We start from the raw sequence: 11,997 nt of genomic DNA, 5'->3' as shown, positions 1-11,997 counted from the left end.
TCGACCCCTTCTTCACCACCAAGCCGGTGGGCCAGGGCAGCGGCCTCGGCCTCTCCATGGTCCATCGCATCATCAACGACCACGGCGGTACCATCGGGGTCTTCGACAGCGAGTTCGGCGGCGCCGGGTTCGCGATCACCCTGCCACTGGACGACACTCTGGAAGGCACCGACGCCGCCCGCCATGAACCCTGAGGACACCCACCGTGACACGAAAGGACGCCGTGCCCCCCTGCCCCATCCTGATCGTCGAGGACGACCCGGCCATCCTGGAGCTGCTCGAGGAGGAGCTCCAGGAGGCGGGCCACACGACCCTGGGCGCGGCCAGCGCCGAGGAGGCCATCGCCACCCTCAGCCACACCCCGGTGGCCCTGGTGATCAGCGACGTCCGCCTGCCCGGCATGAGCGGCATGCAGCTGCTCGAGCAGCTGCGCGGCGAGGGCAGCGTACTCGGCTTTATCGTCATCACCGCCTTCGGCACCATCGACCAGGCGGTGGAGGCCCTCAAGCTCGGTGCCGATGACTTCCTCACCAAGCCGCTGGACCTGGAGAACGTCCGCGAGTCGGTCTACCGGGTGCTGGAGCACCGCCGGCTGGCCGAGCGCTTCCACCGGCAGGACCCGCCCGGCCATTTCCACGGTATCATCGGCGACAGCGAGCCGATGCAGGCGCTGTTCCACGACGCCGCGCGCCTGGCGAAGAGCGACGCGCCGATCCTGGTGCTCGGCGAGAGCGGCACTGGCAAGGAGCTGCTGGCCCGGGCGATCCACGCCGAGAGCCCGCGCGCCGACGGCCCCTTCGTGGCGATCAACTGCGCCAGCATTCCCAGCGAGCTGATGGAGAGCGAGTTCTTCGGCCACGTGAAGGGCGCCTTCACCGGGGCCAGCGACAGCCGCCAGGGCCTGTTCCAGTCGGCTCGGGGCGGCAGCCTGTTCCTCGACGAGATCGGCGAGATGTCGCCGGGGCTGCAGGCCAAGCTGCTGCGCGCCCTGCAGGAGAAGACGGTACGACCGGTGGGAGGAGAGCGCGAGGAGCCGGTGGACGTGCGCATCATCGCCGCCACCCACCGCGACCTGGAACAGGAGATCGAGGCCGGCCAGTTCCGCAGCGACCTCTTCTTTCGCCTGGAAACCTTCTCGCTGCGCATCCCGCCGCTCCGCGAGCGGGAGGGCGACCTGGAGCGGCTGGTGACGGCCTTGATCGACAAGCATGCCGACGCCCAGGGAAAGCCCATCGAGGGCATCGAACCCGCCGCCCTGCAGGCGCTGCTCACCTACTCCTATCCGGGCAACGTGCGCGAGCTGGAGAACGCCATCATGCGGGCGGTCACCCTCGCGGAGTCCGGCGAGATTCGCCACGCCGACCTGCCGGAGCGCCTGCGCGAACAGGCCCAGGCGTCACAGCGGGAGAGCGGCGAGGCCCTGACCGGCAGCCTGGTGCCGAACGCCTCCTCCCAGGCCTGGCCCAGCCTCGAGGAGGTCGAGAAGCGCTATATCCGCAAGGTGCTGGATGCCACCGGCGGTAACAAGCGCCGCACCGCCGATATCCTGGGAATCGCCCGGCGCACCCTTTATCGCCGCCTCGACGGTGACTGAGACTGAGCGAGCCCTTCCGCAGGCGGAGCCGGTGCGGTGGAACGAAGTGACAGAAAAAGCCCCTGCACCTGGCAGGGGCGGAAGGACGCGGTCGGGTCATGGATGCCGACGGGATGGCGGAAACGACCAGCCACGCCGGGGAACACCTGAGGGAGAATCAATCGTCGGACATCTCCCAGTCATCCTCACCCGGCTGGGTGGCATCCTCGCCACTGGGCATGGGCTCGGTGCCGCCGCCAAAGCCGGGTTCATCGGCCGGGGCGCCAGGATCGGCGGGTACGCCAGGATCGGCAGCCGGGTCGGCGGGTGCGGCCGGGTCGGCGGGCTGCGTGGCCGGGTCGACGGGCTGCGTGGCCGGGTCGGCGGGCTGCGTGGCCGGGTCGGCGGGCTGCGTGGCCGGGTCGGCGGGCTGTGTGGCCGGGTCGGCGGGCTGCGTGGCCGGATCGGTGGGCTGCGTAGCCGGGTCGGCGGGCTCCTCGTGCATGCCGGCGAAGGCCAGGGGGCTGGCCAGCAGGCCAACGGACACACCGAGAACACCCAGTTTCTTCAGCAGGTCCTGTGACAACATCATTCACTCCTTGCCGTATCGGATCGTGGCGTCGGGGAAGGGGGGCGACCGGTTCGTCGCCCCTGGAAAGCGGGCAGCAAATTAGAAGCTGCCCTGCTCCTCCTCATCCATCTCGTCCATTTCGTCCATCTCGTCCATCATCGGTTCCTGGCTTTCCATGGGGTCATCCATGGGGTCGTCGCCCATCGCAGGTTCATCGCCCATCGCAGGTTCATCGCCCATGGCAGGTTCATCGTCCATGGGAGGCGCTTCCTGAGCCGGCTCCTCCATGGGGGGGTCCTGGGGCTCCATGGGCGGCAACTCATCGTCATTGCCGCAGCCAGCCAGTGCCAGGCTGCCCAGCGACAGCGCCGCGATAGCGGCCAGGGCCTTCAGGCGGCGAGACCGGGGCATGGTGTCGTGGCGGGTTCTGTCTAGTTGCATTCGCTCATCCTCCATTCGAGCGGGTGGTCTCCCTGAATCAAGCAGGCAGCGTGCCAGACTGACCAAAAATATAATAAACATAGAAAAATCAAAATATTAAGGCTATCAAAACACTCCGGAGCCGGCATACTGCGGCGCTTCATGGTGTAGCAGAGTGGCACATGGGACAGGATGACCGGGGCGAACTCGGCATTATCACCAAGAGCGCGTATAGTTAATGTCCAAGAAACAACGCTTGGCCAACCTGCGACGTTGAATGGCCGTAGCGCGCCGCCGACCGGTCCTCCTCTACGCTAAAGTCAAGGCCCTTGCCGCCGCCCCTCGACCCAAAGAAGGAGTTGCCGTCATGTATCACAGGATCATGGTGCCGATCGATCTCGCGCATATCGAGGTAATCGAGCCCACCCTGGAAACCGTGGCCGACCTGGCCCGACACTACGACGCCGAGGTGTGCTACGTGGGCGTCACCTCCAGTGCGCCCGGTAAGGTGGCCCGCACGCCGGAGGAGTTCAGCCGCAAGCTCGAAGCCTTCGCCCAGTCCCGGCACCAGGTGCATGGGCAGCCGGTGTCCACCCATACCATCGTCAAAGCCGACCCCATCGCCAACCTGGATGACGCCCTGATCGCGGCCATCGACGAGGTGGGCGCCGACCTGGTGGTGATGCCGACTCATCCACCGAAGCATCTCGACGTGATCATGCCGTCCCACGGCGGCAAGGTGGCCACTCACACCGACGTCTCGGTGTTCCTGGTCCGTCCACGCAAGGGCTGAGCCGAACGCGCCCGGTTTCACCACCCCGACGTTACGCAAGGGAGAGAACCACATGGCCAATGACGAGAGCGCCAACGAGAAGCCGCAGGCTTCCGAGGGCATTCCGGCCCCGGAGGGGCCTGCCAACCTGATCGATACGGACTATGTGATCGGTCAGGACAACATCGCCACCAACGCCCTGGGCTTCGACCTGGACCTGCACGGCAAAGTATTTCTCGTGTCCTCCATCGTGGTGCTGTTCTTCGTGATCATCACCCTGGCCCTGCAGGAGCAGGTGGGACCGCTGTTCAATGCCACCTTCACCTTCCTGACCAGCAACCTGGCCTGGTTCTTCCTGCTGGCCGCCAACATCTTCGTGCTGCTGTCGATCGTGCTTATCTTCACGCCGCTGGGCAAGGTGCGCATCGGGGGCATGGATGCCACACCCGACTTCAGCTATCTCGGCTGGTTCTCGATGCTGTTCGCCGCCGGCATGGGCATCGGCCTGATGTACTTCGGTGTCTCCGAACCGATGGAGCACTTCCAGTCGGCGCTGGGCGGCATCACCACCGAGAACGGCGCCCGCACCGACTGGTCCCCGCTGGGCGGCGCCGAGGGTGACGAGGCCGGCGCCCTGGCGATGGGCATGGCCGCCACCATCTTCCACTGGGGCCTGCACCCCTGGGGCATCTACGCCGTGGTGGCGCTGGCGCTGGCGCTCTTCTCCTTCAACAAGGGCCTGCCGCTGACCATGCGCTCGATCTTCTACCCGATCCTGGGCGAGCGCGTGTGGGGCTGGCCGGGCCATGTGATCGACATCCTGGCGGTGTTCGCCACCCTGTTCGGCCTGGCCACCTCCCTGGGGCTCGGCGCCCAGCAGGCCACCAACGGCCTCAACGAACTGTTCGGGATTCCCGACACCAACGCCACCATGGTGCTGCTGATCGTCGCCATCACCATCGTGGCCATGGGCTCGATCTATCTGGGTGTCGACAAGGGCGTGCAGCAGCTCTCCAAGATCAACATGGGTCTGGCGTTTCTGCTGCTGGCCTTCGTGATCCTCGTCGGGCCGACCCTGATGATCGCCACCGGCTTCTTCCAGAACCTGTTGAGCTACTTCGCTCACCTGCCGGCGCTCTCCAACCCCTTCGGCCGCGAGGACGCCAACTTCAGCCAGGGCTGGACCGCCTTCTACTGGGCCTGGTGGATCTCCTGGTCGCCCTTCGTCGGCATGTTCATCGCCCGGGTCTCCCGCGGGCGCACCGTGCGCGAGTTCCTGATCGCCGTGCTGCTGGTCCCGTCCACGGTGTCCGTGCTTTGGATGACCTCCTTCGGCAGCGCCGGCATCAGCCAGCTGCTGGCCGGCACCTTCGAGGGCGAAGCGGATGCGCTGTTCGTGATGCTGGCCGGCCTGCCGCTGACCGAGATCACCTCCTTCATCGCCATCACCCTGGTGGTGGTCTTCTTCATCACCTCGTCGGACTCCGGCTCGCTGGTGATCGACTCCATCACCGCCGGCGGCAAGGTGGATGCGCCCAAGCCCCAGCGCCTCTTCTGGGCCATCATCGAGGGCGCCATCGCCATCGCCCTGCTGATCGGCGGTGGCCTGGCCGCCCTGCAGGCGGCGGTGATCTCCACCGGCCTGCCCTTCACCCTGGTGCTGCTGGCCAGCTGCTACGCCATCGTCAAGGGGCTGATGAGCGAGCCACGCTAGGCAGCGAGGCTCGCGCAGCAAGCAAGAGGGCGGCCCACGGGCCGCCCTCTTTTCGTTTTCACTCCCGGCATGCGCTCGGCCAGGCTCGTCTCAACTCCACAGCTCCCCCACCGGGGTATCGGGCGAGTAGCGGCTGGCCACCTGGGCCTGGAGCAGCTCGGCGGTGGCCAGGGCGTCCACCAGCGCATGGTGGCCCTGATAGGCCGGCAGGCCGTAGCGGTGGCGGCTGTTGTGCAGGCGGATCGACACCGGCGGGCGGCCCAGCCAGCGCCGGAAGCGCGCCCACAGCGACTGGCGGTGGATCCGCGCCTCCAGCGACATGGTATCGATCATCGGGAAGCGCAGCCCCTCGCCGAGCCGGGCCTTCACGGCCTCGTTGAGGAAGGGGCGCTCGATGTGGCGGTAGTGCACCACGGCGATCCGGCCCCGCAGTGCGTCCAGCAGGTCGGGCAGCACCTCGCCCAGGTCCGGCGCACCGGCCACCTCGGCGTGGGTGATGTGATGCAGGGTCACCGAGCGCTCGGTCAGCTCCCGGGTGGGCTTGAGCACCCAGTAGCGCCGTTCGCGCAGGGGGATGCGGGCCAGGGTGAAGGGCACCAGGCCGATGCTGACGATGGCGTGGCGCCGCGGCTCCAGCCCGGTGGTCTCGATGTCGAGCGCCGCCAGGGGCGCCTCGGCGATGGGGGTGGCGGGGTCCGGGCAGCCCGCCGCGAAGAAGGCCGCCAGCCCGGAATCTCCGGCCCGGGCCGCCCGCTCGGCCAGGTAGTCGGGCCAGCTCAGGGCGTCGCGTCGGCGGCCAGGGCGCAGGGCGCGCATGCTCACCTCCGCCGCGACCGGGCGGCCCCGGTGGGCAGCGGATAGCGGAACTTGAGGAACTTCTGGGCGTTGCTCAGCACCTGGAAGGCATCCTTGAGGGTGTGGCGCTCGCTGTCGGAGACGTTCTCGGGTTCGATGTTGTTGTCCGGCGTGCGCTCGTGCTGCAGGTCGATCACCTGGTGGCGGATGCGCGCCATGGACAAAAACTCCAGGGCGTAGCGCAGCTTGTTGCTGACTCCCGGGGCCAGCAGCTGGGTGCGGTCGATGTCGTCGAGGCGCGCGAAACTGTTCTGGGCCCGGGAGCCGCAGGCCAGGGCGTGGACCCGGATCAGGTCGGTGAGCGGCGCGGTGCCGCGCCGCTTGAGGTTGATGGAGTTGTTCTGCTTGCCGTCCTTCTCCATCACGAAGGTGCGAAAGAAGCCCAACGGGGGGGTGCGGTTCAGGGCGTTGCGGGCCATGGCCGCCAGGAACAGCCGGCTCTGCGGGGCCTGCTTCGCCACCAGGTCCTGCAGCTGCTCCACCAGGACGTTCTCGCCGTAGACGGTATCGAGATCGAAGAAGATCGAGCTGTGCAGCAGCCGCTCCGGCGTCGGGTCCTGGATCCAGTCCTGGAAGTAGCCCTTCCACACCGCCAGCGGCTGACGCCAGCGCGGGTTGGTGGCCATGATGTCGCCGGTGCAGTAGGTGTAGCCGCAGGCGTGCAGGCCGTCGCTGACGATCTTCGCCATCGCCAGGAAGTAGGCGTCGTGGGCCGCCGGGTCGAAGGCGTCGTCGAGCACCAGGGCGTTGTCCTGGTCGGTGACGATGCTCTGCTCATTGCGGGCCATGGAGCCCAGGGCCATGAAGCAGTAGGGCACCGGCGGCGGTCCCAGGGTCTCCTCGGCCAGCTCCAGCAGGCGGCGGGTGAAGCTGCGACCGATGGTGGAGAGCGCACTGCCGATCATCCGCGAGTCGGCGTCATCCTCCACCATGCGCACGAAGGCGGCACGCACCTCCGGCGCCAGCTTGGCCAGGCCCTCGGCGCTGGGCTGGTTGAAGATGTTGCTGACCAGGTAGAGGCTGGAGTGGGTCTCGTAGCGGATGATGTCGGAGAGATGCACGATGCCCACCGGGTGGCGGCGATGCATCACCGGCAGGTGGTGGATATTGTTGCGCAGCATGGCGAGCATCGCCTCGTGGACCGACTCGTCAGACTGGATGGCGATCAGTCGATTGCCGACCACCTCGCCCACCGGCGTGTCCGGCGGCAGCCCCGCCGCTACCACCCGGTTGCGGAAATCGCTGTCGGTGAGGATGCCGCGCACCTGCCAGGCCCGCTCCTCGCTGTCGCGGAAGGTGTAGCGTGGGTTGTCGCCGGGGGCATCGAGCACCAGCACCGCAGAGGCCTGGAAGTCGCCGATCTGGCGGGCGGCCTCCTGGACCGTGGTGCCGGCCTCCACCATCACCGGGTAACGGGTCACCAGCTTGCGCACCCGGGTGATCATCATGTCGTTCTGTTTCTTCTGGTGCGCCACCGCGGACTCAAGGCGCGGACGCTCGAGCTCCACGAAGTCGGCGAAGTGTTCGTCCTCCTCGCAGAGCCGCTGGAAGAGCGCCTGGGGGATGAAGTAGAGCAGGGTGTCCTCGAGCGCCCGGGCGGGAAAGCGCACCCGATGATTCCGCAGCAGGCTGAAGTGGCCGAAGATATCGCCCTCGCCCAGGCGGTTGTAAAGCTCACCGCTGCGCCGATGGACCTCCACGGCCCCACTGCGGATATAGGCGAGCTCATGGATCTCCTGGTCCAGGGTCCAGATGTCGCTGCCGGCCCGGTAGTAGGCTACCTCCACCTGGCCGGCGATCTCGTCGAGCAGTTCATTGGAGAGCGCATCGAAGGGCGGGAAGCGCCCCATATGCTGACGAATCTCCAGCAGTTCGACCTCCATGCGCCACGCTCCCGTCTGGCCCGCCTCTGAGCTCCAGTCTGGAAGCTCACCCCGGCGCTGTAAAGCCGGCGGGCTGGCCTGGCCCCCACGCGAAAGCGGCCACCCCGTGGGGTGGCCGCTGCGTGCCGATGGGAGTCGGCATCAGTACGGGACCGGTCTTACGACTGGGCCATCTCCTGAACGCGCTGCATCAGCTCGGGGTCCTGCTGGATGGCCTGGCCGATGGCGTTGAAGGTATCCACGTCGAGGCCGCTATCCTCGACCACTTCCACCATCTTGTCGTTGGCTTCCATGCGTACCTCCTGCTGGGTGGCCTCGTCCTCGGCGGCGTGCAGACGCTCGGTGTATTCCTGGGAGATCACGGCGATTTCCTGGGAGGCGTCGGCGAACTGCTGAAGCTGCTCGTCGGAGAAGTCCATGGCCGGGGCGGCGGCCTGGGGCTGCTCGGGCGCAGCCGCCGGGTCCTGCTGGGCGTGGGCGGTGGCCGACATCAGGCCGGCGCTGAGCAGGGCGGCGGAGAAGAGAGCAGTCATCCGTTTCATGAAGACCTCCAGTCTTATGGGTACCCAAAGGGCGTAGCGTGTATGTGCCCTCCTCTGACGACATTCGCTGACTCGCGTTCACCCCTTTCTTGTAACAGTTAGAAACATAAGGTGTTCACAACTCAACATCTGTAGCCAGGTGGCGACAGCCTGAGCGGTCGCTTCGCCGTCAGGCCTGGCATGGAGGGCTTCCTGGCGCCAGCCATGGATACGAATAGATTTCATTTCCCTGTGAGCCCGCCGCCGGGGCTAGGCGAGCCCCGGGCGGCGCAGTATGGTCGTGGGCTCCCCGACAACCGACATGGACGTTAGCCGTGCCCCCTCCCGCTTCCCGCACCGCCAGCTTCTGGCTCGCCGCCATGCCGCTGCTGTTCGTGGCGCTGTGGAGCACCGGCTTCATCGGCGCCAAGTTCGGCCTGCCCTACGCCGAGCCCTTCACCTTCCTGTTCATCCGCTTCGTGCTGACCCTGGCGCTACTGGTACCGCTGGCCCACTGGCTCTCCGGGGAGTGGCCGCGGGGTGCGCGCCTGTGGGGGCATATCGCCATCTCGGGGCTGCTGGTGCACGGCGCCTACCTGGGCGGGGTCTTCTACGGCATCTACCTGGGCATGCCGGCGGGACTCGCCTCGCTGCTGGTGGGGCTGCAACCGCTGCTGACCGCCGGACTCGCCGGCCCCCTGCTGGGCGAGCGGCTCACCGGGCGCCAGTGGCTGGGGCTGGTGCTGGGGCTGGTCGGCGTGGCAATGGTGCTGGGCGGCAAGCTGGATCCGGGAGAGGCGCTCTTCCAGGGCTTCGGTGCCGACGCCCTGCTGGCCATCCTGGTGGCCCTGGCCGGAATTTCCGGCGGCACCCTCTATCAGAAGCGCTACTGCACCGGCATGCCGCTGCTCTCCGGCACCGTGGTGCAGTACCTGGCGGCGGGTGCCGCGCTGGGGCTCGGCGCCCTGCTCTTCGAGACCCGCCAGGTGAGCTGGACCCCCGCCTTCGCCTTCACCCTGGGGTGGCTGGTGCTGGTGCTCTCCATCGCCGCCATCCTGCTGCTGATGGCGCTGATCCGGCGCGGCGAGGCCTCGCGGGTGGCGAGCCTCTTCTACCTGGTGCCGCCGGTCACCGCCCTGCAGGCCTGGTGGCTGTTCGGCGAGGCCCTGCCGCCGGTGTCGCTTGCCGGCATGGCCGTGGCCATCGCCGGGGTGGTGCTGGTGGTCAGGGGACGGTCGCGGCGGTGAGCGGCACCCGACAGGTGCCGGAAGGCAGAGAGTCCATGCCGCAGGCCTGGGGGGATCGGGCGTCTCAGTACGCCACCACCACATCCCCCAGCGGCTTGCTGCAGCAGGAGAGGATATAGCCCTCGGCCTCGTCCTCCTCGGTGATGCCGCCGTTGTGTTCCATCTCCACCTGCCCCGACGTCAAGGGAACGCGGCAGGTGCCGCAGATGCCCATGCCGCAGGCCTTGGGGATATGCAGCCCCAGCTTGGCGGCGGCGTTGTGGACCGTCTCGCCTGGCTGGATACGAATGCTTTTCCCGGTGGTGGCGAACTCGACGCTGAGCATGTCGGCGACATCCAGCTCCTCGGCCTCGGCTTCGGCTTGTTCGGCCAGCTCCAGCACCTCCTCCTGCACTTCCACCGGCGTGGCCCCGAAGGACTCCTCGTGGTAGCGGCTCATGTCGAATCCGCTGCTCTTGAGCAGGTTCTTGACGGCATTCATATAGGGGGTGGGGCCGCAGCAGAAGACCTCGCGATCCATGAAGTCAGGGGTCATCAGCTCCAGCATGGCCTGGCTCAGGTAGCCACGGAAGCCCGACCAGGCCTCGCCCAGTTCGTCGCTGCGCTCGCAGATAATATGCAGCTTGAATTCGGGGATTCGCGAGAAGATATGCGCCAGCTCACGGTGGAAGATGATGTCCTGGGGGGTGCGGGCGCTATGCACGAACTCCAGGTCCACCGCGGCATTGGTATCGAAGAACCAGCGCGCCATGGACATCAGTGGCGTGATGCCGACGCCGCCGGAGAGCATCAGGATCTTCTCCGCCGGGTAGTCAATGGCATTGAAGTTACCCACCGGGCCGTGCACCGCCAGCTCGTCATTGACCTTGAGGTGGTCGTGGAGCCAGTTGGAGACCTTGCCGCCTGGCATCCGCTTGACGGTGATCGAGAAACTGTAGGGCACGGAGGGGGAGCTGGAGATGGTGTAGGAGCGCATCACCTGCTCGCCGTCGATCTCCAGCTCCAGGGTCACGAACTGCCCGGGCTTGAAGAAGAACAGTACCGGCTGCTCGGCCATGAAGCAGAAGGTGCGCACGTCCCAGGTCTCCTGGATCACCTTGACGCAGCGCACCAGGTGGCGACCGTTGGTCCAGGTCTGGGTTGTGACGGGGTTAAGGAAGTTCATTGTCATTGTCGATTCGCCTGGGGCTGGGCTGCATTGCGAAGCGCTCCGACCACGGCGCCGGGGCCGGTCGTTAGGCGAATTTTGCGCCAGCCGACGCCGCCGCCACTTGCCTGACTGCGACCTGGACATGTCCCTTCCCCCCGACCAGGGGCCCGAACGGCGAAACGGGTGTCGCCCTGGCATCGGCATTCGTCGCCGCCAGACAACCCGGAGTTGGCGGGCTGCTGCACACTCCCCCGACAACGTGCATGCCGACCGTCATGCGCATCTCGCAGCGACGCCTCTCACACCAACAACCCTATAGCCGCCATCGCGGCCCCCATCGAGGAAGCGTTCCATGGATCCCAAGTCGCCCGCCCGTCTGGATGACCCCCTGGCACCGGCCCGCGAGGCCACCGTCGAGATGCTGGTCAACCGCCGGCGCAACTTCTCGCTGCCCCAGCCCTTCTACAACGATGCCCGGCTGTTCGCCCTGGACATGCAGGAGATCTTCGAGAAGGAGTGGCTGTTCGCCGGTATGAGCTGCGAGATCCCCGCCAAGGGCAACTACCTGACCCTGGAGATCGGCGACAATCCGGTGATCCTGGTGCGCGGTAACGACGGTGCCGTGCATGGCTTCCACAACGTCTGCCGCCACCGCGGCTCCCGGCTCTGCGTCAGCGAGAAGGGCAAGGTGGCCAAGCTGGTCTGCCCCTACCACCAGTGGACCTACGAACTGGACGGTCGCCTGCTGTTCGCCGGCACCGACATGGGCGAGGGCTTCGATCTCTCCGAATACGGACTGAAGCCGATCCAGGTGCGCACCGCCGGAGGCTTTATCTTCATCAGCCTGGCTGAGCAGCCGCCGGCCATCGACGACTTCCTGGTGACCCTGGAGCACTACCTCGAGCCCTACGACATGGCCAATGTCAAGGTGGCGGTGGAGTCATCCATCGTCGAGCAGGCCAACTGGAAGCTGGTGATCGAGAACAACCGCGAGTGCTACCACTGCAACGGCTCCCATCCGGAACTGCTCAACTCCCTGCAGGAGTTCGACGACACCGACGACCCGCGGGCCACCCCGGCCTACAAGGCGCTGGTGGCCAGGAAGCAGGCCGACTGGGACGCCCAGCGGGTGCCCTGGCAGCTCGAGCGCTTCGGCAAGCGCAACCGCCTGACCCGCACCCCCCTGCTCGACGGCGTGGTCTCCATGACCCTGGACGGCCAGCCGGCCTGCCAGAAGCTGATGGGGCGGCTCGAGAGCCCCGACATGGGTTCGCTGCGCATCCTCCACCTG

Annotated in this window: 12 protein-coding genes; 6 read left to right on the top strand and 6 right to left on the bottom strand. The window is 67.0% G+C overall.

Translation table 11 applies throughout. The annotated features are described in order from the left end of the window. The coding region (locus tag J5F18_RS06505; protein ID WP_346301476.1) for an ATP-binding protein at positions 1 to 194 on the top strand (194 nt) is incomplete at its 5' end. An 11-nt stretch (positions 195 to 205) separates the two neighbouring features. Beyond that, positions 206 to 1,594: a sigma-54 dependent transcriptional regulator gene (locus J5F18_RS06500; RefSeq protein WP_346301475.1), complete on the top strand. Its 1,389-nt coding sequence runs from the start codon at positions 206 to 208 to the stop codon at positions 1,592 to 1,594. 157 nt (positions 1,595 to 1,751) lie between these two features. Here J5F18_RS06500 and J5F18_RS06495 read toward each other — a convergent pair whose 3' ends face one another. After that, complete coding sequence (locus tag J5F18_RS06495; RefSeq protein WP_346301474.1) at positions 1,752 to 2,162, bottom strand: hypothetical protein; 411 nt, start codon at positions 2,160 to 2,162, stop codon at positions 1,752 to 1,754. Between the two features lie 81 nt (positions 2,163 to 2,243). After that, positions 2,244 to 2,585 carry a hypothetical protein gene (locus tag J5F18_RS06490; RefSeq protein ID WP_346301473.1) on the bottom strand — a complete coding sequence of 114 codons (342 nt, stop codon included), beginning with the start codon at positions 2,583 to 2,585 and terminating at the stop codon, positions 2,244 to 2,246. A 346-nt stretch (positions 2,586 to 2,931) separates the two neighbouring features. Between J5F18_RS06490 and J5F18_RS06485 the strand changes: the two genes are divergently transcribed. Together J5F18_RS06485 and J5F18_RS06480 are read left to right on the top strand one after the other, a co-directional pair. Further along, entirely contained in the window at positions 2,932 to 3,357 is a 426-nt protein-coding gene (locus J5F18_RS06485) for a universal stress protein (RefSeq protein WP_346301472.1), read from the top strand. 52 nt (positions 3,358 to 3,409) lie between these two features. After that, positions 3,410 to 5,050, top strand: a complete 1,641-nt coding sequence (locus J5F18_RS06480) for a BCCT family transporter (protein WP_346301471.1) — start codon at positions 3,410 to 3,412, stop codon at positions 5,048 to 5,050. Positions 5,051 to 5,140: 90 nt separating this feature from the next. Here J5F18_RS06480 and J5F18_RS06475 read toward each other — a convergent pair whose 3' ends face one another. The 3 genes from J5F18_RS06475 to J5F18_RS06465 form a co-directional block, all read right to left on the bottom strand. Further along, positions 5,141 to 5,866 carry a 3'-5' exonuclease gene (locus tag J5F18_RS06475; protein ID WP_346301470.1) on the bottom strand — a complete coding sequence of 242 codons (726 nt, stop codon included), beginning with the start codon at positions 5,864 to 5,866 and terminating at the stop codon, positions 5,141 to 5,143. Positions 5,867 to 5,868: 2 nt separating this feature from the next. Continuing rightward, on the bottom strand, positions 5,869 to 7,788 hold the full coding sequence (locus J5F18_RS06470) for a DUF294 nucleotidyltransferase-like domain-containing protein (RefSeq protein ID WP_346301469.1): 1,920 nt from the start codon (positions 7,786 to 7,788) through the stop codon (positions 5,869 to 5,871). Positions 7,789 to 7,946: 158 nt separating this feature from the next. After that, positions 7,947 to 8,330, bottom strand: a complete 384-nt coding sequence (locus J5F18_RS06465) for a DUF4168 domain-containing protein (protein ID WP_346301468.1) — start codon at positions 8,328 to 8,330, stop codon at positions 7,947 to 7,949. 359 nt (positions 8,331 to 8,689) lie between these two features. Here J5F18_RS06465 and J5F18_RS06460 point away from each other — a divergent pair, with 359 nt between their 5' ends. Then, on the top strand, positions 8,690 to 9,556 hold the full coding sequence (locus tag J5F18_RS06460; protein WP_346302187.1) for a DMT family transporter: 867 nt from the start codon (positions 8,690 to 8,692) through the stop codon (positions 9,554 to 9,556). 64 nt (positions 9,557 to 9,620) lie between these two features. On the opposite strand, the gene J5F18_RS06455 is transcribed toward J5F18_RS06460, so the two are convergent. Beyond that, positions 9,621 to 10,727 (bottom strand): hybrid-cluster NAD(P)-dependent oxidoreductase, encoded by a 1,107-nt coding sequence (locus J5F18_RS06455; protein ID WP_346301467.1) that lies wholly within the window; start codon positions 10,725 to 10,727, stop codon positions 9,621 to 9,623. A 331-nt stretch (positions 10,728 to 11,058) separates the two neighbouring features. On the opposite strand from J5F18_RS06455, the gene J5F18_RS06450 reads away from it, so the two are divergent. Continuing rightward, a partial coding sequence (locus J5F18_RS06450) for a Rieske 2Fe-2S domain-containing protein (RefSeq protein ID WP_346301466.1) occupies positions 11,059 to 11,997 on the top strand: 939 nt, incomplete at its 3' end.

It is taken from the genome of Halomonas sp. BM-2019 (assembly GCF_017584085.1).
This window is presented reverse-complemented; position numbering and strand designations above follow the sequence as displayed.

Coding starts and splice junctions, on each gene's coding strand:
- J5F18_RS06495 (WP_346301474.1), bottom strand. CDS start 2,162: ATGTTGTCACAGGACCTGCTGAAGAAACTGGGTGTTCTCGGTGTGTCC.
- J5F18_RS06490 (WP_346301473.1), bottom strand. CDS start 2,585: ATGCAACTAGACAGAACCCGCCACGACACCATGCCCCGGTCTCGCCGC.
- J5F18_RS06485 (WP_346301472.1), top strand. CDS start 2,932: ATGTATCACAGGATCATGGTGCCGATCGATCTCGCGCATATCGAGGTA.
- J5F18_RS06480 (WP_346301471.1), top strand. CDS start 3,410: ATGGCCAATGACGAGAGCGCCAACGAGAAGCCGCAGGCTTCCGAGGGC.
- J5F18_RS06475 (WP_346301470.1), bottom strand. CDS start 5,866: ATGCGCGCCCTGCGCCCTGGCCGCCGACGCGACGCCCTGAGCTGGCCC.
- J5F18_RS06470 (WP_346301469.1), bottom strand. CDS start 7,788: ATGGAGGTCGAACTGCTGGAGATTCGTCAGCATATGGGGCGCTTCCCG.
- J5F18_RS06465 (WP_346301468.1), bottom strand. CDS start 8,330: ATGAAACGGATGACTGCTCTCTTCTCCGCCGCCCTGCTCAGCGCCGGC.
- J5F18_RS06460 (WP_346302187.1), top strand. CDS start 8,690: ATGCCGCTGCTGTTCGTGGCGCTGTGGAGCACCGGCTTCATCGGCGCC.
- J5F18_RS06455 (WP_346301467.1), bottom strand. CDS start 10,727: ATGACAATGAACTTCCTTAACCCCGTCACAACCCAGACCTGGACCAAC.